Below are 25,875 nucleotides of genomic sequence, written 5' to 3' on the forward strand. Positions count from 1 at the left end.
GGCTCAGCAGCGCAACGCGACGTGCGCGCTGCGCTGCGTCCGGGGCACGAGAGCAAGCTTACGCCGACTTCTTGTTCTGCCGGTTCCTGACGAGATCATCGACCACGGCGGGATCGGCCAGCGTCGAGGTATCGCCCAGGCTGCCCGGCTCGTCCTCGGCGATCTTGCGCAGGATGCGGCGCATGATCTTGCCGGAGCGGGTCTTGGGCAGGCCCGGCGCAAACTGGATCTGGTCCGGGGATGCGATCGGGCCGATCTCCTTGCGCACCCAGGTGACGAGCTCCTTGCGCAGGTCCTCGGTCGGCTCGATGCCGGCCATCAGGGTGACATAGGCGTAGATGCCCTGGCCCTTGATGTCGTGCGGGAAGCCGACCACGGCAGCCTCCGAGACTTTCTCATGCGCCACCAGCGCGCTCTCGACTTCCGCGGTGCCCATGCGATGGCCGGAGACGTTGATGACGTCGTCGACGCGGCCGGTGATCCAGTAATAGCCGTCGGCATCGCGGCGGCAGCCGTCGCCGGTGAAGTACTTGCCCTTGTAGGTCGAGAAATAGGTCTGCTCGAAGCGGGCATGGTCGCCGTAGACCGTGCGCATCTGGCCGGGCCAGGACCGCGTCAGGCAGAGATTGCCCGAGGTCTCGCCGTCCAGAACCTTGCCGTCGGCGTCGACGATCTCAGGCACCACGCCGAAGAACGGCTGCGTCGCCGAGCCCGGCTTGAGCTTGGTCGCGCCCGGCAGCGGCGTGATCAGGATGCCGCCGGTCTCGGTCTGCCACCAGGTGTCGACGATCGGGCAGCGATCGTCGCCGACGACGCGGTGATACCACTCCCACGCTTCCGGATTGATCGGCTCGCCGACCGAGCCGAGCAGGCGGAGCGAGGCGCGCGAGGTCTTCTTCACCGGCTCGTCGCCGCCCTGCATCAGCGCGCGGATCGCGGTCGGCGCGGTGTAGAAGATGTTGACCTTGTGCTTGTCGATGACGCTCCAGAACCTGGAATTATCCGGGTAATTCGGCACGCCTTCGAACATCAGTGTGGTCGCGCCGTTCGCCAGCGGCCCATAGAGAATGTAGCTGTGGCCGGTGACCCAGCCGACGTCGGCGGTGCACCAGTAGATGTCGCCGTCGTGATAGTCGAAGACGTATTGATGCGTCATCGAGGCGAACACGAGATAGCCGGCGGAGGTGTGCAGCACGCCCTTGGGCTGGCCGGTCGAGCCCGAGGTGTAGAGGATGAACAGCGGATCCTCGGCGTGCATGTGCTCGACCGGGCATTCCGTCGTCACCATCGCCGCCGCCTCGTGATACCAGAGGTCGCGCGTCGGGTTCATGTCGATCTTGCCGCCGGTGCGCTTGACCACCACGACCCAGTCGACGTCGTCGGCCTTGGCGAGCGCGGCGTCGACGTTGGCCTTCAGCGGCACCTTCTTGCCGCCGCGCAGGCCTTCGTCCGCGGTGATGATGATCTTGGATTTGCAGTCATTGATGCGCTGGGCGAGGCTGTCCGGCGAGAAGCCCGCGAACACCACGGAGTGGATCGCGCCGATGCGCGCGCAGGCGAGCATCGCATAGGCCGCTTCCGGAATCATCGGCAGGTAGATGGTGACGCGGTCGCCCTTCTTGACGTTGCGGGTGCGCAGGATGTTGGCCATCCGGCAGACCTCGTCGTGCAGCTCCTTGTAGGTGATGTGCTTGGACTGCGAGGGATCGTCGCCTTCCCAGATGATCGCGGTCTGGTTGCCGCGCGTATGCAGATGCCGGTCGATGCAGTTGTAGGCGACGTTGAGGATGCCGTCCTCGAACCATTTGATCGAGATGTTGCCGGGTGCGAAGGAGACGTTCTCGATTCTGGTCGGCGCATGCATCCAGTCGATGCGCTTGGCCTGCTCCGCCCAGAAACCGTTCGGGTCCGAGATCGAGCGAGCGTACATTTCCTTGTACTTGGCCTGGTCGACCCAGGCGCGCTTCGCCCATTCCGCGGGGACGTCGTAGATCTTCTCGGACATGCTTTCCCTCCACATACGGCAGGCCGAACGCTGGTGACCGGCGAGCCGACTTGATCATTGACTGATTATGCGTCGGGCTAACCGGGCCCGACAAGGAGCACAAGCTGGACCTTCGGCGGGCCGCCGGCCATGCGGAGGATCAAGGCCGCCTGCTGCGACTGTCGCAGATCTGAAACAAGCCGGCGGGCGGCTTTCGGAGGCTCTCCTCGAAGGTGCGGAACGGGGTGGCGCAGCGTCCTCATGCATCCCCAGCGGTATTTGGAAACCACCTTTCACTGATTCGGGACTCGCAATACGGTTCGGAACACCCTAAATGGCCAACCCGGGTCCCAAGAGACCCTTCGGAACAAAAATCAGAACACCGGCATTGACCGATAACAGACAGGGCTAAGGCATAAGGCTATGATGGATCAGCAGAATCTCGGGACGATACGGCCCGCTTCAGCCGATCCTGCGGCCATTGCACTGGCAAAGGCCCTCGGACAATGGCCGAAATCGGCCCCTTTCAGGCGTCCGAGCCCGAAGAAGACCTTCGACACGGCGCCTGCGGCGACGGTCGAGGCGCTCGCCAAGGAGCTCGGCCTGCGGCTCGGCGACCAGAACGAGCTGACCATCCGCCGCGTCAAGCGCGGCAAGGGCTATTCCTTCGTCCGTCCCAACGGCGCACACATCCGCGACGCCCGCACCATCCGCCGGCTACACGCCATGGCGGTGCCGCCGGCCTATCGCGAGGTGCGCTACTCGGCCGATCCGAGCTTGCATCTCCAGGCCGTGGGCCGCGATGCCGCGGGCCGGCTGCAATATCGCTATCACGCCGATTGGGAGAAGGTCCGCGAGCACCGCAAGGCGCATCGTCTGGAAAAGCTCGTCGGCGCGCTGCCAAAGATCCGGCGCAAGGTCTCGGCGTTCCTGTCGGGCGACGAGGCGACGCGTGAATTCGCGCTCTCGGCCGTGATCGAGCTGATCGCGCGCACCGCGATCCGTCCCGGCAACGAATCCTATGCCCGCCTCAACGGCACCCGCGGCGCCACCACGCTGCTGAAGTCGAACGTCACGCTGGAGGACGACAGCTTCGTGCTGACCTTCAAGGCGAAGGGCGGCAAGGCGGTGCGCAAGGAGTGCGACGCGGCCAAGCTGGTGCGTGCCATCGGCATTTTGCAGGGCGTCCCCGGCAAGCGCATGTTCCAGTATCGCGATGCTTACGGCATCGTGCGCGCGGTCAACACCACGCAGGTGAACGCGTTCTTGCGTGAGATCGCCGGCATCAAGATCTCGCTGAAGGATTTCCGTACGCTGATGGCCTCTGCTGTCGTCGTGGAATCGCTGTCGCGGATCACGCCGGCGACCAGCCAGCGCGGCCGCAAGAAGCAGGTGCTGGGCGCGATCCGCGCCGCAGCCGACAAGCTCTCCAACACGCCGGCGATCTGCCGCAAGAGCTACGTCCACGACACCATCGTCACCGCGTTCGAGGACGGCATCCTCGAACGCTTCGCCGCGACCATGAAGGGCCAGCGCTCGCAGGCGAGGCGCGAGCAGCTTCTGGCGCAGGTGGTGGCGACAGCCGCGGTGTAACGACACTGCCGTAGGGTGGGCAAAGCGAAGCGTGCCCACCATTTGCTCATGGTGAAAGATGGTGGGCACGGCGCAAGTGCGCCTTTGCCCACCCTACGAGACCTATGTCTTGTCTGAAACACCCCTGTCCGGTCCGGGATCGCCGCCCGCGGCTGCGGTCGTGAGCCGTTCAATATAATGCGCCCACCCCGTTGCGTGTGCGGCCGCCTGCTCGGCGGTCGGCAAGCCACTATGGGTCATGCGCAGCAGCGTGCCGCCGTCGCGCTCGATCAGGTCGATCTCGATCAGACTCGAACCGGGCGGCACTTCCTGGCCGCCTTCCCATCCGAACGTGTAGGCCAGACGGTGCACCGGCACGACCTCGCAGAAGGCGCCGCGGGCGACGCCGCCGCGGGGGCCGATGCCCTTGAGCAGATAAAGCCCGCCGGGATGCGGCTCCGTGGTCGCATCGGAGCCCATCCAGCTTAGGATCTTCTCGGGGTCGGTCAGGTAGGCGAAAACGGTGGCGCGTGGTGCGGCGATCTGGGTCTCGCGTCGCACTATGAACGGTTCGGTCATCGGCGATCATCCATTCCCTGACGTTGGGACATGGCGGCGCCGAAGCGGCCCGTCAAGGATTGCCCGTGACAAAGACGGCCCGCCTTCGCCATGATCGAGTCATGCAGTTGTCGCCGACGCTCGCCTGGCTTGTCGATGCCGCCTCGGATAGTTCCGGGGCGGACCGCCTGCTTGCGGAACTCGGCGCCCATCTGGCCGCCGATGGCGTGCCGCTTGCCGCGGGCGCCCTGACGCTGGAGGTGCCGCATCCGCTGATCGCGAAGCGGACCTGGTTGTGGCGTGCCGACAGCGGCCAGGTGATCGAAGCACTCGGCTTCGCGCCGGGCGGATTGGCGCCCGATTCGCCCAACGATGCCGGTCGCCGCTGGCTGCGCGACATCGCGCGCGGCGAGGTGCACGAAGACATCGTCGGACGTCCAGATGGGCCGCAGCTTTGCTGGATCGGGCCGCGTCCGTTCACCGCGGACGACATCGGGCAATTGCGCCAGGCCGCGCGCTTTGCCGCGACGCCCCTCGCCGTGCTCGCCGCGCGCGCCACGTTGCGCGCGACGTTAGATGCTTATCTCGGCAAGCGCAGCGCGGAACGGGTGCTGGCGGCGCCTCTGCGGCGCGATCTCGGCGAGACCATTCAGGCGGCGCTGCTCTATGCGGATCTGCGCAACTTCACGACGTTGTCGGAAACCTCTCCGCCTGCACAAGTCATCGCCGCGCTGGATGCCTGGTTCGACCGCATCGCCGGCGCTGTCCACGCCTTCGGCGGCGAGGTGCTGAAATTCATCGGCGACGGCGTGCTCGCGATCTTTCCGGTAGTCGAGGCATCGGCCCGCCGCGCCTGCGAGGCCGCCCTGCGTGCCGCAGGCGCGGCCGAGGCCGGCATGGTCTATCTCAACAAGGAGCGCGGCGCTCAAGGGTTGCCGCCGCTGGCATTCGGTGCCGCGCTCCATCTGGGCCAGATGCTGTGGGGCAATATCGGCGCCGCCAACCGGCTCGACTTCACGGCGATCGGCCCCGCCGTCAACCTCGCCAGTCGGCTCGAAGGCTTGTGCAAGCCGCTCGGCAGGACCGTGCTGGTGTCGGGTGCGCTTGCCGCGGAAACGGACGTGCCGTTGATCTCGCTTGGATCGCATTCGCTGCGCGGCATTGCTGCGCCATGCGAGGTGTTTGCGCTGCCGGAGATGCCGGGTCGGATGTCGTAGCCCGGACGGAGCGAAGCGTGATCCGGGGCGTGCTACATGAAGTCCTTCCCGGATTGCGTTGCGTTCCATCCGGGCTACGGCAGCAACGCCTAAACCCCGCCCATCTTGCAGACGAGCTTCCATTCCTCGGCCGTCACCGGCTGCACCGACAGGCGCGAATATTTCACCAGCGCCATGTTGGCGAGCTTCTTCTCGCCCTTGATCGCGGCCATCGTCACCGGCGTCTTCAACGGCTTGTCGGCCTTGATATCGACGCAGACGAATTTCTCGGTCTTGTCGGTCGGATCGGGATAGGCCTCCTTGATGATCTCCGCGATGCCGACGATCTCCTTGCCCTCGTTGGAATGATAGAAGAACGCCTTGTCGCCCTTCTTCATGGCGACGAGGTTCTGGCGCGCGGTGTAATTGCGCACGCCGGTCCAGGCCTCGCCCTTGGCGCCCTTTTCCACCTGCTGGTCCCAGGACCACACCGACGGTTCGGATTTCACCAGCCAGTACGCCATGCCTATTCCTCTGCCTTGAAGGGGCGCGTCATCAGTGCCGAGATCGCGGCGTCGATCGTGCTCCGGCCGCTCAGGATCGACGCGACAGCTTCTGATACCGGCATCTCGACGTTTTGCGAAGCTGCGAGTTCGATCAGCACCGGCGCGGTGAACTCGCCCTCGGCAAGCTTGCCCGCAGGCGGCTGCTCGCCGCGGCCCAAAGCAAGGCCAAGGGCGAAATTGCGCGATTGCGGGCTCGAGCAGGTCAGGATCAAATCGCCGAGGCCAGACAGGCCGGTGATCGTTTCGCTGCGTGCGCCGAGCGCGCGGCCGAGGCGCGTCAGCTCGGCAAAGCCGCGGGTCGTCAGCGCGGCCTGGGCGGAAGCGCCGAGCTTGCGCCCGACCGCGATGCCGACTGCGATCGCCAGCACGTTCTTGGCCGCGCCGCCGATCTCGATGCCGCGGATGTCCGTGGAATGATAGGGACGAAACGTCGGTGAGCCCAGCGCCTGCACCAGGCTGCTCGCCAGCGCCTCGTCCTTCGCCGCCAGCGTCACCGCCGTCGGCAATCCGCGCGCGACATCGTCGGCAAAGCTCGGGCCCGACAGGATCGCCGGCTGGGCGTGCGGCGCGGCCTCCGCGATCACGTCGGTCATGAATTTGTGAGTGCCGTGCTCGATGCCCTTGGCGCAGGCGACGATCGGCATCGGCCTTGTGAGATGCGAGGCCAGCATGTTGACGGCGCCGCGCAAATGCTGCGCCGGTGTTGCGATCAGCAACATGTCGGCGCGTGCGGTGAGCGCCAGATCGCTGGTCACGACGATCTCCGGCGCGATCTGCACGCCGGGCAGTCGCGGATTATCGCGTGTCGAGGCGATCCGCGCGGCATGCTCGGCATTGCGTGCCCAGAGCGTGACGCTCCGTCCCGCCCGCGCCGCCACGGTCGCCAGCGCCGTGCCCCAGGCGCCCGCCCCGATCACCGCGACGGATTGGAACGTGGTCATGGCTAAAATCCCGCCCGGGTCTTGCCGTAGCCGGCCGGCGCCATTGCGTTGGCATCGAGCAGCCAGCGCGCGCGGGGCTGCGCTTCCATCGTGTCGGTCAGGCCGAGCGCGAGGCGTTCGGCGCCGGCCCAGGCGATCATCGCGCCGTTGTCGGTGCAGAGCGCCGGTGGCGGCATGATCAGTTGCGTCCCGGCTTGCCGTGCGACGTCATCGAGGGCGCCGCGGATCGCCTGATTGGCGGCGACGCCGCCGGCCGCGACCAGGGCGCGCGGCGCGCCGAATTTTTCGCGGAACAGCTTGAGGCCGACGCTCAGCCGGTCGGCGGTCGAATCGAGCACGGCGGCCTGGAAGCTCGCGCAGAGATCGCTGATGTCCTGCGGCGTGATCTCGACCAGCCGGCTCGCTTCACTGCGCACTGCCGTCTTCAATCCCGACAGCGAGAAATTGGCGTCGGGGCGCCCCTGCATCGGCCGCGGAAACGCAAAGCGCGTGGCATCGCCGCCTGCCGCCGCGCGCTCGACCTGCGGGCCGCCGGGATAGGGCAGGCCCAGCATCTTCGCGACCTTGTCGAAGGCCTCGCCGATCGCGTCGTCGACGGTGGTGCCGAGCCGTACATACTGACCGACGCCGGTGACCGCGACGATCTGGGTATGGCCGCCCGAGGCGAGGAACAGGCAATAGGGAAATTCGATTCCGTCCGTGAGGCGCGGCGTCAGCGCATGCGCCTCCAGATGGTTCACCGCGACCAGCGGGGTGTTGTGCACCATCGCGATCGCCTTCGCGGTGGTGAGCCCGACGATGACGCCGCCGATCAAGCCCGGCCCCGCCGCGGCCGCGACGCCGCCCAACTGGGCGAAGCCGACGCCGGCCTCCTGCATCGCGCGCTCGATGATGCCGTCGAGCAGGTCGACATGGGCGCGGGCGGCGATCTCCGGCACCACGCCGCCGAAGCGGGCGTGCTCCTCGATCTGCGACCGCACGATGTTGGACAGGATCCTGCCGCTGCCGTCAGGCGCGCGCTCGACCACCGCCGCGGCTGTCTCGTCGCAGGTTGTTTCGATGCCCAGTACCAGCATTGGCGAATTGTTATCCAATTTGCGCCCTTGCGCTCATCCGCAAAGCAGAGTTCTGGTACGTCCGGTAGCATTCCGGGGCCGGATTGCGCAATCGTCACGCGCAGCCGTCCTCGTCATGCACCACCGCCACGTGGTTCGGGAACACCAGCGATGTCCATTCTTGTCACACGGCCGCATCCCGACAATGAGGCGACGGCGGAAAGTCTGCGCGCGCGGGGGCTTGCGGTGCTGCTTGCGCCGGTGCTCAAGCTCGAGCCGGTCGCCTTCCATGACGAGAGTGAAGCGCCCTACGGTGCCATCCTCGTCACATCGGCCAACGCGATCCGTGCCGTCGCGCCACAATTGCGGGATCTTGGTCTCCTCAAGCTGCCGTTGTTTGCGGTCGGCGAGCATACGGCTGCTGCGGCGCGCGACGCCGGCTTTGCCGAGGTGATCGTCGCCGGGGGCGACGCCGCGTCCTTGCGCGACAAGGTGATGCAGAGCGCACGCGACAAGGTGCTGAAGAAAAAGAGCACGCTGCTGTATCTCGCAGGCGCGGATTTGTCGCGCGACCTCGGCGGTGAGCTTGGTGCGGAGGGGTTTAGCGTGGTCACGCAGACGACCTATCGCATGGCGCCGGTCAAGCATCTGCCGCGCGAGGTCTGCGAGGGCTTTGCCGCTCACGGTGTCGAGGCGGTGCTGCACTACTCCCGGCGCAGCGCCCGGGCGTTCCTGGATGCCGCCAGGGACGAAGGCGTCGAAATCTCGGCGCTGGCCATACCGCAATGCTGCCTGTCCGAGGCCGTTGCCAGCGTGCTGCGCGATGCCGGCGCGTCGCAGGTTCTGGTGGCTGCGACACCGGACGAAAATGCCTTATTTACCACCTTGGAGCGTGCGTTGCGCACCCGTTTGGCGTAAGAGGTCGGGCCGAATCCGACGTAATCGGGGCCGTCCCGAGTATGGAAGTGTGAGGAACCGTCACGATGGCCGACGACAAGCCTGAAGACGCAGGATTGGCTCCTGAGTCCGGCCGTGCCAAGCGCACTCCGCCCACCATCGACCTCGAAGCCACCGAAGTCTCGACCCAGCCGCAGGAAACGGCTGTCGAGCCGGAGGCTCACTCGGAGCCCGAGCAGGCCGCACACGAGCAGACCAGGGTCGAGGAAGCCGAGTCCGGAGAAATCAAGTCCGAAGGGATCAAGTCCGAGTCGCAGCCTGAACGCGCCGAGGAACGGCCTTCCGTCGCGTCCGCGCCGATTTCGCCCTGGGTTATTGCGCCGTTCTCCGGCGCTGTCGCAGCGGCGGTCGTGATCGCGGTCGGCTGGATGCTGGGCTGGCCCGCCGTACAGGCGCCGCCGGCCGCCCCGCAAGTCACGAGCGCGACGGTCGATGCGCTGAGCGGTCGCGTTGCGGCAGTCGAAGCCAAGGCCGGCAAACCCGCCGCCGATCCCGCCATGGCGGGGCGGATCGACGCGCTGGAGAAATCCGCAAATGCCTTGCGCAGCGACGTCGCCAATCTGCGCGCGCAGTTCGACAAGACCGCGAGCACATTGAACGATGCGAAATCGGCGCCGCGTGCTGCCGCGCCCGACCTCGCCGCTCTGAACGAGCGCATCGCCCAGCTCGAGCGTGCCAGCAAGACCGAACGCGCCGAGCTCGCGCAGCAGGGCGAGAAGATCGCCGATGCGAAGACGATGGACGACAAGCCGCTGCGCCATGTGGTGGCGGCGGCCCTGCTCGACGTCGCCGTTCGTCACGGCGATGCTTACGAGTCGCAACTGGCCGCAGCGCGGGCGATGGCGGCAAAGCCCGATATGCTGAAGCCGCTCGACACCTTTGCCGCGTCAGGCATCCCGACGCCGGTGGCGCTGAGCCGCGAGCTCCTCAACATCGTGCCGAAGCTGTCGCCGCCGGCGGAAGCCCAGGCCAGCGGCACGGGCATCGTCGAGCGTCTCCAGGCAGGAGCGTCAAAGCTCGTCCGCATCGAGCGCACCGACGGGGTCGGCAACGATCGTGGCGCCATCGTCGCGCGGGTGACGGCCGCGGCGCTTCGCAATGATTTCGTGGAAGCGCGGCGCGAGCTCAAGACGCTGGCCGAGGCCGATCGTGCACCGGCACAGGCCTGGCTCGACAAGGCCGATGCCCGCGACGCTGCGCTCGCCGCTTCCCGCAAGTTTGCCGACGATGCCATGGCGGATCTCGTCAAGCCTGCTCAATAAAGCTTCGCGCAACAATCAGCGCGTATAGGGATCGTCATGCTTCGCATCGTCCTCTTCCTTGTCCTGATCGCGCTGGCGGCGGCCGGCGCGGCCTGGGTTGCCGATCAGCCCGGCGATCTCGTCCTGACCGCCGGCGGTTTCCGCGTCTCGACCACGCTCCCCAGATTCGTGTTCCTGCTTGGCCTGTTTGCCGCCGCCGTCGTGCTGGTCTGGAGCATCCTGACGACGATCTGGCGCACGCCGGGGCGTCTGCGCCGCCGCCGCCACGACAAGCGCCACGCGCGGGGCCGCCACGCCATCACCCACGGCCTGCTCGCGATCGGTCATGGTGACACCGCGCTCGCCCGCCGTCACGCCGAGGCGGCGCGGCGGCATGCCCCGAATGATCCGCTCGCGCTGCTCCTGCATGCGCAGTCGGCGCAGCTCGAAGGCAATCGCGACGAGGCGCAGCGCGTCTTCCGCGCCATGGCCGAGCGTGAGGACACGCGCCTGCTCGGCCTGCGCGGCCTGTTCATCGAGGCGCAGCGCGCCGACGATGCGGTCGGCGCCGTGATGATCGCGGAGGAAGCGATCAAGCTGTCGCCGTCCTCGACCTGGGCCTCGCATGCGGTGCTCGGCTTCCGCTGCGCGCGCGGCGACTGGAGCGGCGCGCTCGCGATCCTCGATTCGAATTTGTCCGCAGGCCTGATCGACAAGCAGGCCTATCGCCGGCAGCGCGGCGTGTTGCTCACCGCACGCGCGCTGGAATTGGCAACCATGGACCGCGACGTCGCGCGCGAGAGCGTGATGGAGGCGATCAAGCTGGCACCGACGCTTGTGCCGGCGGCCGTGCTCGCCGCAAAATTCGAGAGCGAGGCGCATCAGGTGCGCCGTGCCATGAAGCTGGTCGAAGCCGCCTGGCTCACCAATCCGCATCCGGATCTCGCGGAAGCCTACGCGCATGTGAAGCTCGGCGATTCCGCGCGGCAGCGCCTGCAGCGGGTCGAGACGCTCGCGGCCAAAACGCCTGCCGACAAGACCGGCCATGTCGAGGGCCAGCTCGCGATCGCGCGCGCCGCGATCGACGCCTCCGAGTTCGCCCGCGCGCGCGAGGTGCTGGCGCCCTACGTCAACGATCCGACCCAGCGCGTCGCGCTGCTGATGGCCGAGATCGAGCGCACCGAGCACGGCGACGGCGGTCGCGCCCGCGCCTGGACCCTGCGCGCGGTGCGCGCCCGTCACGATCCGGCCTGGACCGCGGACGGTTATGTCAGCGACCGCTGGCGCCCGGTCTCCCCGGTCACCGGCCGCCTTGATGCGTTCCAGTGGCAGACCCCGGTCGCGAGCCTGCCTTCGGACAAGGGGACCACGATCGAATCCTCGGCCTTCGAGGAGGCCATGCTGGCGGCCCCGCCGCCGAAGCGGGTGACGGTGGCTGCCAGCGAAAGCCAGGCGGAACCGCCCGTGACAGCACCAGCACCGGCGACAGTGCCGGCGGCGCAGGACAATGCGCCCCCAATGGCCAAGGAAGAGCCGGCAGTTGCGACCGCCGAACCGGCCCAGCCGGCCCCTGAGCCCGCCGAATCATCCCCGCCGGCGGCGACACCCGTGTTCCGGAGCCGCGCCGATCTCGGCAAACCCGCGGCAGCGCCGATCCCCGCGGTCATCCCGATCGTCCGGGCCCCCGACGATCCCGGGATCGACGACGAGGGTCCGAGCGATGAATTTACGGAACAAATCGGCACGCCCAAGGCCCAGGCCGGCGGCTGGCGCGGATTCTGGTCCCGCTGGGGCGCGTGAGCCGCATTTCGAACCCGGCTTGTCCTTGCCAATTCGGGCCATGCCCGATATCAGGAGCGCGCGTATCGGGGCCGGCATCGCCTTGGCCCCGGCAGGGTTCGCCGCAATAGCTCAGTTGGTAGAGCACGTCATTCGTAATGACGGGGTCGGGGGTTCGAATCCCTCTTGCGGCACCAGCGCCTCATTTGTCCAGGCCGAAGACATGGGTAACAGGTCGTACCTAAGACATGGGTGACAACCTCGTGCCGAGCTAGCCGCGTCCGAATTGACAGGGCGGGCATTCACCGCAACTACTTCCGGTCAGGGGGCAGTCGCAGTGATGCACGATATCCTGGTTGTCGGGCTCTTCGTATCGATGTGCGGAGCCATCGGCCTGCCGTTCTCCCTGCTTCTGCCGTCGCAACGTTTTGCCGTCCGCTGGGCGCTCGCGCCGCCGCTCGGCTTCGGCCTGCTCGCGGCCGCAACCGCCATCCTGTATCTGTCCGGCGTTGCGCCATGGGTCACGCTGCTGGCGATGGCGGCCGCCGGTCTCGTCGTTGCAGCCGCAATGATGGTTCGGGTCGGACAGTGGCGGCGGAGGATATCAGCCGGAGCATGGCCGGCCATGGCCATCGTTGCGGTCGTTGCGATTCTCTGTCTGGCACCCGGATGGACCGGTGGTCCACGCTTCCGCGTCTTCCAGGCGAATGTCTACGATCAGCTGCTCTATGTGGGAGCTTCGATTTCCTACCGAACGCTCGACTACGCAACTCTGGTCGTCCAGGGCGTAGAGGGTACGCAGTCCGATCCCCTGGCTGTCGCGGCGTTGTGGTTCATCGACTGGCGCAGCGCCGTATCCATGATGCACGCAGCCTTCGCCGGCGTGAGCCGCGGCCATGTCGTCGATTGCACCTACCCGTACATGGTCGGCATGCAGCTCAACATGCTGTTTGCGGCGCTGTTCGTCTTCGTCAACGCGCTCGCGATGCGGCGCTGGCCGGCATGGATCTGTGCCTCGGCGCTTACGGTCGGATTTTTCGAGCAGTACGTATTCGACATCAACGCGTGGTCTCAGCTTGCGGCGCAACCCATCTTCCTGCTCCTTCTCGCTTTCGTCGCGCTGGCCTTCGACAAGGATCGTTTTGGGCAGGTCCCGGGTTCGATTGTCCGGCTGGGAGCCATTTTTGCCGCGCTGATGACGGGCGTGTTCTTTCTCTATCCGGAATCGCTGACGGTCTACGGACTTGCCGCCATGGTCATCGTCGTGATGGCGATCGGCCATCGGACATCGCGGCAGGCCCTGCCTGTAGCTGCTACCGGCCTGGCGGCAGGTATCGGAGCATCGCTGCTCGCATGCATTCCACATTGGTCAGGCACGGCCGCCTACGTCGTTCGCCAGCTGAGCCACGCAGCAGCCTATCCGCCGGACTGGTGGAAGTATTTTCAACTCTACCTGTTCGGCGGTGAAGCGAATTTCCTCGAGATCATTGCCGGTCCCGACAGCCGCCTCGGAGAACTGGCAAATGCGTATTTCTCGCTGCCCGTCGAGGCAGCGGTCGCCGGCCTCGGCTTGTATGCGGTGCTCCCCTCCGCAGGTTGGCCTGTCGCAATCGCGTTCGTGTGGAAGCTGCTGCTCTACGGTTTCCTGTTCGTGCTGGTGAGGAGCGTTGCCGGGGCGGTCTGGACGATCTGGCGTTCCGAGCCTGACGGTAGCGCCGCGCGCCTCCTGGCCGGCAGCCTGGCAGGCTGCCTCGTGCCGATTGCCATTCTTGCGGCTGGTCACGCCTGGGCAGCAGGCAAGGGCCTCGCCATGGCGGCACCGATGCTCTTCACCCTCATCGTTGCCCCCCTGGTGGCAGCGCAGTGGCGATCCAGCGCCGTCGTTGCCAGCATCATCGTCGTGGTCGCTCACCTGATCCTCGGCGCGTTGCGACCGCTGTTGGTCCTGCAAGCGCTAGGTGCAGGCATTCCGGGTCTTCCGACGTCCGCCGCACAGGTCAATGCGCAGAAGGCGTCGCTCGATTGGGATTACAATCGCCTGTCCGCCGAGTTCGGAAGCTGCAATGGAATCGTCATCGATGTCGCTCATCCCATGATGAATCACGTGTTGCGCAGCCTCGCGGCCGATCACGGCATAGCCTGGGCGTCGCCGAATGTCTTCATGTGGTCCGGCAAGACCGGGCGCGCCTATTTGCCGACCGGTTGGGACAAGTTCGACTGTCTCGCGTCGGCCGACCGGCTGACCGCCAATCCAGGACAGCGATTGGTATCGGTGGCGACAGATCGCTCTTCACGGGAGTTTCTGGAGGGCCGCCGCGACGTTCTCGAGATTGGCGTCGAAGTCCCGCCAGGGATCGCAACACGTGGCCTGTTCGGCAAGGAATCGACACCAGGTGGAGCGCTTCGATGGGCATCACCGGCCGCGTATTTCGATGTCCCGAACAAGCCGTCGGCGCCGGCGCGAACGTTGCGGCTGGCGTTGTGGCCAATGCCGATCTCAGGCAGCGAATTCCTCGTCAAGATCAATGGCCGTGAGATCTACAGGGGAAGCGTTCCGGCGGGACCCCTGTCGTTCCCGCTCGACGAGCTTGCGGGCGAGGAGACGTTGACTGTCGAGCTGGCGACGAATTCCGTCACGCGCTTTCCCGGCGATCCCCGCGATCTTGGATTTGCGATCCGCGAGCTGAGTGTTCGGCGCTAGCGAAGCAGCGGGCGAGACCAGGGCATTTGTGAGCCCGGTCACATCGAGTGGCGTCCGTCCCCCGTAATGTCCCGGGCACGCCAACACGGGGAGATTTCACATGCGCAAGATCATTCTGGTTGCCGCCATGGTCCTGGCTTCCGCCTCTGCCCAGGCAGACGGCTCCCGCAGCCTGTCGCTGTCCGCGGCGGGCGCTCAGGCTCCCGCTCCACTGACCACGCCGACCGCCGCCACGGCGCAGGTGAGCGAAGTCGCGCCAGCCGCGGAGGCGCCGAAATATTCCGATCGTCCGCCGGCAGTGTCGCTCTCTGCGCCGGCCGCCACGGTCACGCCGGCGACTCCCGCGGTGACCACGCCCACGACCACCCCGGCGCCGGTCGCGACAACCAAGCCCGCCACCAAGAAAACGGCAAGGGCGGACAAGTCGAAGTCCAAGCGCTGGACCGAGCGCCGCATCATCAGCGAGCTGCACCGCCACGGCATCTATTGGTGAGCCGCTCGCCAGAAGCAAATGGCCGGGCAAAAGCCCGGCCATGACGCTAGACTTTGGATCGGATCGCTGGCGTTTACTGCGACACCGTCTGCACCACGCTTCCAATCGGACGCGTGTTCGTGCTCGCGGTCGGCACCTTCATATCCTTCATGATGGCTTCGTCATATTCCGGCAGCGTCTGCAGCGTCGTCTTGGCCTTCATCTGCACGACCTTGTAGCCGCCGGCCTTCAACCGCGCGAGCAGCGTCGGCAGGGCCAGTCCGGTATTCTTCTGGAAATCGTGCATCAGGATGATGCCCTTGCCGAGCTTGTCCAGCCGGGTCATCACCGTCTCGATGATCTTCTCCGGCGTGGCGCCCTTCCGGAAGTCGAAGGAGTCGACGTCGGTCGAGAACATCGCGACATTGCGGGTGCCGAAATAGCTCACGATCGCCGGATTGTGCTGGAGCTGCGGGAAGCGGAAGAACGGCGCCGGGTTGGCACCGAGCGCGAATCTCACCGCGCTGACACCCTTCTCGACCTCGTCCTTGGCCATCTGCTCCGTCATCTTCTTGCCGTTCAGATTGACGTGCGACCAGGTATGCGTGCCGACCGTGTGGCCCTGGGCCAGCACCTGGCGCAGGATCTCCGGATGATAGGTCGCATGCTTGCCGACCGAGAAGAAAAGGCCCTTGGTGCATTCATCCGCCAGCGCCTTCAGCACATTCGGCGTGTTCACCGGCCAGGGACCGTCGTCGAAGGTCAGCACGACTTCCTTGTCGGTGAGGAAGTCGAACTGCTTGAAATGATCGAAGCCGAAGCCGGGGCCGCCGGTGGTGTCGATCTCGACCACGCGGGAGACGCCCAGCGCGTTCGGATTGGCGCAGGTCGATTTCTGCTGGACGGGCATGGCCGGGGCGGGCGCGGGTGCCTGAGCAACTGTCGTCGGCCTGGCCGCGATCGTCGCGGTGGTCTCGACGTCATCCCTGGCGGCGAGCTTCGCCGGTGCCGGCAATTGATCGGTGGCACGGGCAGCAATTGTCTTGGGGGCGGCCTGGTCGGCGCGCGAGGAATAATAAAACCAACCGCCTGCGGCGATCACGACCGCCGCAACTACACTGGCCAGCATCAGGCCCAACGCATTACGCATCGCTACTCTTTCCAATTACGCAACCAAACCGGCGGAATTTCCCGCGCGACGAGCCATTAATGCGAAGTAACAGTTAACGTGACACCAACACGACGGCGGTTGTGGAGGAATTTCAGGGAGGTGCGCCAAAGTGACCGACGTCACAGTCGGGGTACGGCCCGTGACCGTCATCACAGTGGAAACGGTTTTGCTGGAGCATCGTAGCTCCCATCAACAACGGGCACCGTTGCGACGGCGCCAATGGGAGCTTCAAATGACCAAGTCTCTTAACACCAAGTCCTTCTCTGCCAGTATCCGCGACACCAGCCTGGCCCTCGGCTTTGCCGCCATTGTCTCGCTCGTCTCGACGACCTCGAGCTTCGCCTTCTCGGCGGAGGCGCAGCAGCAGTGCACCGGCGACGCCTTCCGCCTGTGCTCGTCGGAAATCCCCAACATCCCGAAGATCACGGCCTGCATGATGAAGCATCGCTCGGATCTGAGCGTCGGCTGCCGCGCGGTGATGGACAAGGATCTCGCCAAGGGCGCCTCGCGCAAGGTCGCTGACGCCCAGGACAAGCAGTAAGAGCACGCAACACCGTCATCGTTGCGTCGGTTAGCTCCCCTCGCGATACGCCCCGGCATCAAGCCGGGGCAACGCGGCGGCGCCATGCGGCCCGCCAATAAAGCCGTTGCGGCTGAGGGATCGTCGCACTAGCTTCGCCCGCACATTCTTCCGGGTAAGAGGCATTACGCGATGACCAGATTTCTTTTCATTCTTCCCTTGCTGCTCGGCGCGTCGGTCGCATCCGCGCAGCAGCAGCCGGGCCACGATGCCTGCGCGCGCGATGTCACCCGCTTCTGCCGCGCCGTGATGAACAATGGCGATGGTGCCGTGCTCGCCTGCCTGAAGCAGAACCGCACCAAGCTGAGCAAAGGCTGCGACAAGGTGCTGACCGAGCACGGGCAGTAGTGATTCCCGTAGCCCGGATGGAGCGAGGAAACCTACGTGCTGCTCCCAGCCGCGGTCGCGACCACCGGCAGCACCTCGGCGCTCGCACGATCCGGCGTCTCATCCTTCCAGCGCACCGAGCCGAACGGACGCTCCAGCATGCGGCGGATCCGCACCGGCTCGGGACCGATATGGAAATCGATCGCCTGCTGATGCAGCGCACGCTCGGATTGCGTCGAGCGGTTGCGCTGGCGCAGATAGTCGAACCAGGTCGGGCAATGATAGCGCTCGGTCCACAATTCCGGATCGGCGATGTCGCGGGCGATCGACCAGCCATAGGCGCCGTTACGTTGCCGTGAGAGCTGCACGTCCTGCATCACGTTGTGGAACGCGCGCGCGTTCTCCTGTGACACGCGGTATTCGATCTCGACCACCAGCGGTCCGCTGCGGCCGGTGATCGACAGCTTCACCTCGGGATCGGCCAGCACGTCGGCATCCTCGTTGCGGGCACCGACGCGCGGCATCGTCAGCCAGATCCCGAGCAGCGGCGAGATCAGCATCAGGCCGGCCGCGGTCAGCAATGCGATCTCGACGCCGGCATAGTCGGTGAGATGGCCCCAGCCCCAGGCACCGATCGCGATGCCGCCGGAGATCGAGGCCTGGAATGCCGCGAGCGAGCGACCGGCGACCCAGCGCGGCGCCGAGAGCTGCACGCCGATATTGAACAGTGCGATCGCGGCCATCCAGACCGCGCCGGCCAGCACCAGCGCAGTTGCCGTCAGCACCGGCTCGGTGCTCAGGGCAAGCGCGGCCATCGCAAAGGCCATCGAAATGGTGCAGGCGCGGATCGCGGCCTCGCCGCTCATGCGCTTGCGCAGTTCGTGGATGTTGAGCGCACCGACCACGGCGCCCATGCCGAAGGCACCCAGCATGATGCCGTAGGTCTGCGCACCGCCATGCAGGAGGTCGCGCGCGACCAGCGGCATCAGCGCCATGATGGCACCGCCGATCAGGCCCATCACCAGCGTGCGCAACAGCACGATCTTGATCGGCGGTGAATTGGTGATGTAGCGGAAGCCCGAGACCATGGCGCGGTTGAGCTTTTCCCGCGGCAGGCGCGAGGGCTCGGTGTTGCGCCGCCACAGCAGCAGCACCACCAGCAACGGCAGATAGAGGATCGCGTTGCAGGCGAAAGCGGCGACCGCGCCGAGCGCCGCGACGATGACGCCGCCGACTGCGGGCCCAAAACTGCGGGCGATGTTGTAGCTGATGCCGTTCAGCGCGACGGCCGAAGGCAGCGCATCGGGCGGCACCTGTTCGTTGACCGAAGACTGCCACGCCGGGCCGAACAGCGCGTTGCCGCTGCCCACCACGAAGCAGAAGGCGAGCAGCGTCTCCGGGCTGATGAGATTGAACCCGGCCAGCACGGTCAGCGCGGTTGCGCCGGTGAGTGCAATCATCAACGAGACCAGGGTGACGATGCGGCGGTCATACATGTCGGCGATGGCGCCGGCCGGCATCGAGATCAGCATGATCGGCAGCATCAGCGCGGTCTGCACCAGCGCCACCTTGTCTGCCGAGGCCGCCATCTGCGTCATCGCCCAGGCTGCGCCCACGCCCTGGATCAAGAGGCCGAGATTGGAGAGCAGGCTGGCGAGCCAGATGCGCCGGAACACGGTGTACCGCAGAGGCGCGGTGATGCCGTCGGCGGCGATTCTCTGGCGGTTCGTCTGCTCGGTCATATCCCCTTCCAAACGTGCTGGCAGAATGGTCTTGGAGTGATCTTGGGCGATTCCGGCAAATTCAGTGATGCCTGCGAAAGTCCTTCGCTGTCCAGTGGTTAGGCCGCTATAAGCGGTGCAAAGAGTTGGGTTGCCGGGAGGAACACATGAAGCTGTCGCGACGGACGATCCTGCAGGGGGCGGGCAGCTTGCCTTTCGCAGTTGCGAGCTTGCGGACGGGCGCATGGGCCCAGACCGCGCCCGCCGCGGCGCCTGGCACCGAGGTGCCGCCGATCCTGTTCGTCCACGGCAATGGCGACTACGACGCGCTCTGGATGACGACGCTGTGGCGGATGGAATCCAACGGCATCGCGCGCGATCGCATGATGGCGATCAATTTCACCGATCCCAATGCGCGCACCGACGACAAGGTCGAGCAGGCGAACCGCTCCTCGACCGAGGACCAGCGCCGCGAGCTCGCCGCTGCCATTGTCGAGTTGAAGCGCCGCACCGGCGCGGCGCGCGTGGCGCTGGTCGGCAGCTCGCGCGGCGGCTATGCGATCCGCAATGTCATCAAGAACGGCGGCGCCAGCGATGTCAGCCATGCCGTCCTGTGCGGCACACCCAATCACGGCGTGTTCGCGACCGACGACCAGCCGAACAGCGAGTTCAACGGCCGCGGCGCGTTCCTGCGCAGCCTCAACGAGGGCGAGAGCGAGGTGACGCCGGGCGTTGCCTTCCTCACATTGCGCAGCGACGGCATTGACAAATACGCCCAGGCCGACGGCCGCTTCATCGGCAAGCCCGGCACGCCGACCGGTGTCACCAATGAAGGGCCGGAGCTGAAGGGCGCCACCAATCTCGTGCTCGGCGCACTCGATCATCGCGAAGTGGCGTTCCATCCGCGCGCCTTCCGCGAGATCTACAAATTCATCGCCGGGCGCGAGCCCGCGCGCATTGCGATCGTGCCGGAGCCAACCGTCCGGCTGAGCGGCCTCGTCACGGGGACGCCCGGCGGCGTGCCGACCAATCGCCCGGTGGCGGGCGCAACCGTCGATATCTTCCGCGTCGATCCTGAAACCGGAGAGCGCAAGGGCGGTGCGCTGCACAGCGCGAAGACCGGCGCCGACGGCCGCTGGGGGCCGGCGCAGGTCGATCCCGCCTGGTCGCTCGAATTCGTCCTGGCATCGCCCGAGATGCCGACGACGCATATCTACCGCTCGCCGTTCCCACGCTCATCCGACGTCGTGCATTTGCGCGCCGCGCGTCCGCTCGGGCCGGCCGACAAGGACGCAGGAGCTGTCGTGATCATGTCGCGGCCGAGGGGCTATTTCGGCCTGCCGCGGGACGTGGTGCTGTTCGACGGCAAGGAGCCGGCCGACGTCAAGCCGGGCGTGCCCACGGATGCGGCAGCAACCCTGCGGCTTCCCGCCAGCGAGGTTGGGCGTAACATCGTGGCCGAGTTCGGCGAAGAACGAATTGTGGCGCGCGCCTGGCCCGCCCAGGAGAACAGGATTGCGGTCGCCGAGCTGACTTACTAGCTATTTGCCTGCGTCACATCTTGCGGGAGAGCGCCATGAACATCGCCAGCGTGCGCAGGCCCATCATCCCCCCGGCTCCCCCGCGTGCGCCCGACGACATGTCGTTCTTCGGCCGGCTTGCCGTGATCCGGCACAACATGATCGCAACCTGGGGGCAGCCCGCCTATGAGGAAGAGGTCATCAAGGGCCGCTTCTTCCTCCGCAACAGCTTCATCCTGAACCAGCCGGATGCGATCCGGCACGTCCTGCTCAACAATTACGAGAACTATACGCGCACGCCGGCGGGCATCCGCATGCTCCGCCCGGTGCTGGGCGACGGACTTTTGATCGCGGAAGGTCATTCCTGGACGTTCCAGCGCCGCACGCTCGCGCCGGCCTTCACGCCGCGCGCCACCGCCAACCTCGTGCCGCACATGACGGCGGTGCTCGACGAGACCATTGCGAAGCTCGATACGCAGACGGGCGCGCCGGTCGATCTGCGCGAAATCATGCAGCGCATGACGCTGGAGATCGCCGGGCGCACGATGTTCTCGTTCGGCATGGACCGGCACGGCGCGACCTTGCGCAATTTCATCATGGAATATGCGTCCCGGCTGGGACGGCCCTACTTCCTCGACATGCTGCTGCCGGTGTCGTGGCCGAGCCCGATGGATTTTGCCCGCGCCCGTTTCCGCAAGCGCTGGACCGAGTTCGTCGCGATGCTGATCGCCGAGCGGCGCGCTGCCGGCAAGAAGGACGGCGCGCCGCCGCGTGACCTGTTCGATCTCATGGACGCGGCGCGCGATCCGGAAACCGGCAAGGGCTTTTCCGACGAGCAGCTCGTCGACGAGGTCGCGACCATGATCCTGGCGGGTCACGAGACCACGGCGACGGCGCTGTTCTGGGCGCTCTATCTGCTCGCGCTCGATCCGGACACGCAGGAGGAGGTGGCGTCCGAGACAAGCGGCGAGCATCTCGACAGCATGGCCGACATCGATCGCCAGAAATTCACCCGCGCGGTGATCGACGAGACCATGCGGCTCTATCCTCCGGCCTTCCTGGTCGCGCGCGCCGCACGCGAAAAGGACAATGCGGCCGGCGTCGAGATCGGCAAGGGCGACATCATCATGATCGCGCCCTGGCTTTTGCACCGGCACGAGAAGCTGTGGGATCAGCCGAACGCGTTCATTCCAAAGCGCTTCATGTCGACGGAGGCGCCGGATCGCTTCGCCTATCTGCCGTTCGGCGCAGGTCCGCGCGTCTGCATCGGCGCGCCGTTTGCCCAGGCTGAATCCGTGCTGGCGCTGGCCCGGCTGATCGGCGCGTTCCGCGTCGAGCTCGCCGATCAGGCGAATCCCGTGATCCCGCTCGGTGTCGTCACGACCCAGCCGGACCACTCACCCATGTTCCGTATCACCCGTCGGTGACAGGCGATTGCCTGGCCGATGGCGTGATTCAACCAGCAGAGTCCCGCCATGAGCGACATCCAGGCCCAGTTCTCCGTTCTGAAGCAGACCGCTGACACGAAGGTGGTCGATGCGATTGCGCGTCTGATCGAGAACGGCGAGGATCACGAGCTCAACCGCGTCAATGTCCTCGACTTCGCCACGCAGCATGCCGTCGACGAAGAGCGCGCGATCTCGGCCTTCCTGCACGCGGCGCGGCTCGGGCTGTTCGATCTCGGCTGGAACGTGCTGTGTCCGGGCTGCGGCGGCGTGCTCGGTGCCCACACGACGCTGAAGGCGCTCAAGCCCGACGACTATCACTGCGCGCTCTGCGCATGCGGCTACAAGGCCTCCGTCGACGATCAAGTCGAGGTCTCCTTCACCGTGAATCCGCGCGTCCGGCGCATCGCGGCGCACGATCCCGATACGCTGCCGGTGTGGGAGTATTTCAAGCAGGTGTTCTGGAGCTCCGGCGTCGACTTCAACAAGGACTCGTTCGCGACCCTGGCGAACGAGGTGACGCTGGATACGATGGAGTTGCCGGCCGGTGAGAAGGCGACCATGTCGCTGCAGCTGCCGAGCGACTTCGTCATCATCTTCGAGCCGGTCACGCACGCGGCCCATTTCATCGACGTCCAGGGCGAACCGACCAGGGATCGCCAGCAGCTCGCCATCATGTACAACAAGGTGCAGGCCCCGACCGGGACCACGACCATGCGGCCGGGCCCGCTGCGGCTGTCGCTGGAGAACCAGGCCGGCGTGCGCGTGCTGCCGTCGGTGTTCATCGCGGCCGAGGCGCTCCACCATCTGATCGGCAAACGCAAGCCGTTCCTCACCGCCAAGCGGATGCTGTCGAACCAGACCTTTCGGGATGTGTTCAAGGCGGACAATCTCAGTCTCGACCAGCGGCTCCAGATCACGTCGCTGACCTTCCTGTTCACCGATCTGAAGGGCTCGACCGCGCTCTACGAGCGCGTCGGCGATCTCGCCGCCTTCGATCTGGTGCGCGCGCATTTCCATGCGCTGCTCGAGATCATTTCCTCCGAGAAGGGCGCGGTGGTGAAGACGATCGGCGATGCCGTGATGGCGACCTTCGTCCGTCCCGAGCATGCCATCGTCGCGGGCCTGCGGATGCGCTCGGCGATGGACGAGCTCAACAAGCGGCGCGGCACCGACGATCTCATCGTCAAGATCGGCATCCATGAAGGCCCCTGCCTCGCGGTGATGCTCAACGAGCGGCAGGATTATTTCGGCCAGACCGTCAACATTGCCGCCCGCGTGCAGAGCCTGTCGACCGCGCAGGAGATCCACATCACCGGCCCGGTGCTCGATGCGCCCGCGGTTGCCGAGGTGCTGGAGCAGCGCGCGATCAAGCCGATCCAGAAACAAGCGGCACTTCGCGGCATCGCCGACAAGATGGTGGTGTACGAGATTCCGTGAGCCTCAGGCGGTCATTCCGGGTTCGCGCTTTGCGCGCCCCGGAATGACCGTGAACAGATTGCCGAAACGTAATGCAGCGCGCGGAACTGACGCACGTTGCGCCGGTTGAGTTTCCTGCTCATATAATGCTAACGGCCGCGCCTCGCGGCTGTATCGATTTCGGTAGGACCTTATGCTCGACGGCCTGCGCCAATTCATCGCCGACATTGTCGCCCCCCATGACCAGAACCGCACGTTCGGGGACAGCGATTATCGGTTGGCGGCCACCGCGCTGCTGGTCCACGTGGTCTCGCTGGACGGTCAGCCGAGCGCGGCCGAGCAGCGCAAGCTGCACAGCCTGATCGAAAGCCATTTTGGGCTCGATCGCGGCACTGCGGATCGTCTGATCGCGGACGCCACCCAGGTCGAGGGCGAGGCGGTGGACCTCTATCACTTCACCAGCGTGATCATGCGCTCGCTCGACGAAGAGGGCCGCAAGCGCATCGTCCGGATGATGTGGGAGCTGGTCTATGCCGACGGCCAGGTCTCCGAATTCGAAGACAACGTCGTCTGGCGCGCCTCCGATCTGCTCGGGATCTCCCAGCGCGACCGGATCGACCTGAAGCATACGGTGGCGGAGCACGCCGGTGGTCAGGTGAAGGACAGCGCCGTCGGCGGCTGATCCGCGCAAGCCGGCGGACCGCCGGTTGTACGGATCACATGACGAAACTTTAATGTACGTGCCGGCAGTCCGGATTCGTCCGTAAATACCCGGTTTTTCTGCTCCCCCTGTCGCCCGCTCAGGCCGCCATGCGGCCGACGCCGCTTGCCTGACGCGCACGGCTTATGCTCTCGTTCCGTCATTGCGTGGCCAAAAACTTCAATTCAAGAGACTTCGATCGTGGCTGAGCGGGTAACGTTGATCACCGGTGCTTCGGCAGGCATAGGTGCGGAGCTGGCGCGCGTGTTTGCCGCCAATGGACATCGCCTCGCATTGACGGCGCGGCGCGCGGATCGATTGGAGGCGCTCGCGAACGAGCTCGCCGCCAAGGGCGGCAAGAAGCCGATCGTGATCGCCTGCGATCTCAGGAACCCGGACGCCGGCGAGACGATCGCGGCCGCGCTCGCCGCTGAAGGCGTCGAGCTCGACCACCTCGTCAACAATGCCGGTTTTGGCGTGTTCGGCGACGCCATCGAGCGCGATCGCGACGAGCAGGTCGGGATTGTCGATGTCAACGTGCGGGCTCTGACGGATTTGTCGCTGCGTTTCGCCGATCAGCTCATCAAGAACAAGGGCGGTCTTCTCAACGTCGGCTCGGTCGCGGGCTTCCTGCCTGGCCCCGGCATGGCCGTCTATTATGCGTCCAAGGCCTACGTGATTTCCTTCACCGAAGCGCTGCGGGCGGAGCTCGCGCCGCGCGGCGTTCGCGTCACCGTGCTTTGCCCGGGTCCGGTGCCCACCGAATTCCAGGCACGCGCCGGCGTCGGCTCCGGACATGATACGGCCCTGCTCAATGTTTCGGCCGCCGATGTCGCGCAGGAGGCCTATCGTGGCCTGATGGCCAACAAGCGGGCAGTGCTGCCCGGTCTGGGCATCAAGATTGTGCCCTTTGCGCTGCGCTTTTTCCCGCGAGGCTTCATCCTGGCCGCCACCAGTCGGTTCCAGAGGCAGAGGCATTAGATCTCGAGGCTCCCGTATTGGCCCGGAGCTTGCTTCGGTTTCGATGTGTGCGCGAACTCACACGAAATTAACGATCGCTTAGTTATGCTGGCGGTCTGAACCGATAGCACTCGCAGAGGCCATGTCGTTCCGGACGGACAGGTTTGGTGGCGCAGAGGTGGTGCCCTTCCCGAGAAGGACGCCAAGCGCCGTCGCCTCCGAAACCCAATTGCCGGTTCTGATCATCCTGCACCAGGAATCCTCGACGCCGGGCCGTGTCGGCAATGCGCTTCGTGCGCTTGGCCATCGGCTGGACATCCGCCGTCCCCGCTTCGGCGATCCCCTGCCCGAGACGCTCGATCAGCATGCCGGCGCGGTCGTCTTCGGCGGTCCGATGAGCGCCAATGATTCCGACGCCTATATTCGCCGCGAGATCGACTGGATCGAAATTCCGCTCCGCGAGCAGCGGCCGTTCCTCGGCATCTGCCTTGGTGCCCAGATGCTGGCGATGCAGCTCGGCGCCCGCGTCGCGCCCCATGCGGATGCGCTGACCCAGATCGGTTACTACCCGATCCGCCCGACCGCCGCGGGCCACGCGCTCTGCCCGGCCTGGCCGGCCCATGTCTATCACTGGCATCGCGAGGGATTCGAGCTGCCTGTCGGCGCAGAGTTGCTTGCAGAAGGTGACGATTTTCCGGTGCAGGCGTTCCGCACCGGCAACGCCTTCGGCGTGCAGTTTCATCCCGACGTGACCTACGCGATGATGCATCGCTGGACCACGCGCGGTTATGACGGCTTCAGCGCGCCCGGTGCGCGGCAGCGACATCATCATTTCGCCGATCGTGCCGTATACGATGTCGCAGAGCGCGCCTGGCTCGACCATTTCATCAACGGCTGGCTGGCGCGCCGGCCGGTGCTGGCGCAAGCCGCCGAGTGATCCGCGCGTTCGCGCGAAGCCCTTGCCTCATCCCTGAATATGCTAGGCTCGCTCCCAACGAGCGCGCGCGAAA

At 66.0% G+C, this 25,875-nt stretch carries 22 protein-coding genes and 1 tRNA gene; 16 read left to right on the plus strand and 7 right to left on the minus strand.

Annotation, left to right across the window (positions count from 1 at the left end; all coding sequences use genetic code 11):
• Positions 1-58: 58 nt before the first annotated feature.
• Positions 59-2,005, minus strand: a complete 1,947-nt coding sequence (gene acs / locus AABA84_RS21190; RefSeq protein WP_212243161.1) for an acetate--CoA ligase — start codon at positions 2,003-2,005, stop codon at positions 59-61.
• Between the two features lie 402 nt (positions 2,006-2,407).
• On the opposite strand from acs, the gene AABA84_RS21195 reads away from it, so the two are divergent.
• Positions 2,408-3,577 carry a DNA topoisomerase IB gene (locus AABA84_RS21195; RefSeq protein ID WP_338312983.1) on the plus strand — a complete coding sequence of 390 codons (1,170 nt, stop codon included), beginning with the start codon at positions 2,408-2,410 and terminating at the stop codon, positions 3,575-3,577.
• Between the two features lie 102 nt (positions 3,578-3,679).
• On the opposite strand, the gene AABA84_RS21200 is transcribed toward AABA84_RS21195, so the two are convergent.
• A complete protein-coding gene (locus AABA84_RS21200) occupies positions 3,680-4,135 on the minus strand; it encodes an SRPBCC family protein (RefSeq protein ID WP_338312984.1) in 456 nt (151 codons plus the stop codon).
• A gap of 101 nt (positions 4,136-4,236) precedes the next feature.
• Here AABA84_RS21200 and AABA84_RS21205 point away from each other — a divergent pair, with 101 nt between their 5' ends.
• Entirely contained in the window at positions 4,237-5,331 is a 1,095-nt protein-coding gene (locus AABA84_RS21205) for an adenylate/guanylate cyclase domain-containing protein (protein ID WP_338312985.1), read from the plus strand.
• 89 nt (positions 5,332-5,420) lie between these two features.
• Here AABA84_RS21205 and AABA84_RS21210 read toward each other — a convergent pair whose 3' ends face one another.
• The 3 genes from AABA84_RS21210 to tsaD are packed head-to-tail and all read right to left on the minus strand — an operon-like array spanning position 5,421 to position 7,893.
• Positions 5,421-5,834: an EVE domain-containing protein gene (locus AABA84_RS21210; protein ID WP_338312986.1), complete on the minus strand. Its 414-nt coding sequence runs from the start codon at positions 5,832-5,834 to the stop codon at positions 5,421-5,423.
• A 2-nt stretch (positions 5,835-5,836) separates the two neighbouring features.
• Positions 5,837-6,817, minus strand: a complete 981-nt coding sequence (locus tag AABA84_RS21215; protein ID WP_338309174.1) for an NAD(P)H-dependent glycerol-3-phosphate dehydrogenase — start codon at positions 6,815-6,817, stop codon at positions 5,837-5,839.
• Between the two features lie 2 nt (positions 6,818-6,819).
• Positions 6,820-7,893: a tRNA (adenosine(37)-N6)-threonylcarbamoyltransferase complex transferase subunit TsaD gene (tsaD, locus tag AABA84_RS21220; protein WP_338312988.1), complete on the minus strand. Its 1,074-nt coding sequence runs from the start codon at positions 7,891-7,893 to the stop codon at positions 6,820-6,822.
• 150 nt (positions 7,894-8,043) lie between these two features.
• On the opposite strand from tsaD, the gene AABA84_RS21225 reads away from it, so the two are divergent.
• The 6 genes from AABA84_RS21225 to AABA84_RS21250 all read left to right on the plus strand — a co-directional run bounded on the left by AABA84_RS21225 (position 8,044) and on the right by AABA84_RS21250 (position 15,043).
• Positions 8,044-8,790, plus strand: coding sequence for a uroporphyrinogen-III synthase (locus tag AABA84_RS21225; RefSeq protein WP_338309176.1), 747 nt, complete (start codon positions 8,044-8,046; stop codon positions 8,788-8,790).
• Positions 8,791-8,855: 65 nt separating this feature from the next.
• Complete coding sequence (locus AABA84_RS21230; RefSeq protein ID WP_338312989.1) at positions 8,856-10,091, plus strand: COG4223 family protein; 1,236 nt, start codon at positions 8,856-8,858, stop codon at positions 10,089-10,091.
• Positions 10,092-10,127: 36 nt separating this feature from the next.
• The gene (locus tag AABA84_RS21235) at positions 10,128-11,870 is read left to right on the plus strand and encodes a heme biosynthesis protein HemY (protein ID WP_338312990.1); all 1,743 of its coding nucleotides are present in this window, start codon (positions 10,128-10,130) and stop codon (positions 11,868-11,870) included.
• Positions 11,871-11,970: 100 nt separating this feature from the next.
• Positions 11,971-12,046, plus strand: a tRNA-Thr gene (locus tag AABA84_RS21240).
• 143 nt (positions 12,047-12,189) lie between these two features.
• Positions 12,190-14,550, plus strand: coding sequence for a hypothetical protein (locus AABA84_RS21245; RefSeq protein WP_338312991.1), 2,361 nt, complete (start codon positions 12,190-12,192; stop codon positions 14,548-14,550).
• 100 nt (positions 14,551-14,650) lie between these two features.
• A complete protein-coding gene (locus tag AABA84_RS21250) occupies positions 14,651-15,043 on the plus strand; it encodes a hypothetical protein (RefSeq protein WP_212243128.1) in 393 nt (130 codons plus the stop codon).
• 73 nt (positions 15,044-15,116) lie between these two features.
• On the opposite strand, the gene AABA84_RS21255 is transcribed toward AABA84_RS21250, so the two are convergent.
• On the minus strand, positions 15,117-16,172 hold the full coding sequence (locus AABA84_RS21255) for a polysaccharide deacetylase family protein (RefSeq protein WP_212243127.1): 1,056 nt from the start codon (positions 16,170-16,172) through the stop codon (positions 15,117-15,119).
• A gap of 253 nt (positions 16,173-16,425) precedes the next feature.
• On the opposite strand from AABA84_RS21255, the gene AABA84_RS21260 reads away from it, so the two are divergent.
• Together AABA84_RS21260 and AABA84_RS21265 are read left to right on the plus strand one after the other, a co-directional pair.
• Complete coding sequence (locus tag AABA84_RS21260) at positions 16,426-16,734, plus strand: hypothetical protein (RefSeq protein ID WP_212243126.1); 309 nt, start codon at positions 16,426-16,428, stop codon at positions 16,732-16,734.
• Between the two features lie 171 nt (positions 16,735-16,905).
• Positions 16,906-17,121 (plus strand): cysteine rich repeat-containing protein, encoded by a 216-nt coding sequence (locus tag AABA84_RS21265; RefSeq protein WP_212243125.1) that lies wholly within the window; start codon positions 16,906-16,908, stop codon positions 17,119-17,121.
• Positions 17,122-17,153: 32 nt separating this feature from the next.
• Here the strand turns inward: AABA84_RS21265 and AABA84_RS21270 are convergent, their stop codons facing one another.
• The gene (locus AABA84_RS21270; protein ID WP_212243124.1) at positions 17,154-18,842 is read right to left on the minus strand and encodes an MFS transporter; all 1,689 of its coding nucleotides are present in this window, start codon (positions 18,840-18,842) and stop codon (positions 17,154-17,156) included.
• A gap of 146 nt (positions 18,843-18,988) precedes the next feature.
• Here AABA84_RS21270 and AABA84_RS21275 point away from each other — a divergent pair, with 146 nt between their 5' ends.
• From AABA84_RS21275 to AABA84_RS21300, 6 genes are all read left to right on the plus strand, one after another.
• Positions 18,989-20,362: a hydrolase gene (locus AABA84_RS21275; RefSeq protein ID WP_338312994.1), complete on the plus strand. Its 1,374-nt coding sequence runs from the start codon at positions 18,989-18,991 to the stop codon at positions 20,360-20,362.
• Positions 20,363-20,397: 35 nt separating this feature from the next.
• Positions 20,398-21,768, plus strand: a complete 1,371-nt coding sequence (locus AABA84_RS21280) for a cytochrome P450 (RefSeq protein WP_212243120.1) — start codon at positions 20,398-20,400, stop codon at positions 21,766-21,768.
• A 48-nt stretch (positions 21,769-21,816) separates the two neighbouring features.
• Complete coding sequence (locus tag AABA84_RS21285) at positions 21,817-23,226, plus strand: adenylate/guanylate cyclase domain-containing protein (protein WP_212243119.1); 1,410 nt, start codon at positions 21,817-21,819, stop codon at positions 23,224-23,226.
• Between the two features lie 172 nt (positions 23,227-23,398).
• Positions 23,399-23,887 (plus strand): tellurite resistance TerB family protein, encoded by a 489-nt coding sequence (locus AABA84_RS21290; RefSeq protein ID WP_212243115.1) that lies wholly within the window; start codon positions 23,399-23,401, stop codon positions 23,885-23,887.
• A 219-nt stretch (positions 23,888-24,106) separates the two neighbouring features.
• On the plus strand, positions 24,107-24,886 hold the full coding sequence (locus AABA84_RS21295; protein WP_212243113.1) for an SDR family NAD(P)-dependent oxidoreductase: 780 nt from the start codon (positions 24,107-24,109) through the stop codon (positions 24,884-24,886).
• 121 nt (positions 24,887-25,007) lie between these two features.
• Positions 25,008-25,802 carry a glutamine amidotransferase gene (locus AABA84_RS21300; protein ID WP_212243111.1) on the plus strand — a complete coding sequence of 265 codons (795 nt, stop codon included), beginning with the start codon at positions 25,008-25,010 and terminating at the stop codon, positions 25,800-25,802.
• Positions 25,803-25,875 lie beyond the last annotated feature (73 nt).

It is taken from the genome of Bradyrhizobium sp. TM239 (genome assembly GCF_036247985.1).
Lineage (GTDB): Bacteria > Pseudomonadota > Alphaproteobacteria > Rhizobiales > Xanthobacteraceae > Bradyrhizobium > Bradyrhizobium ottawaense.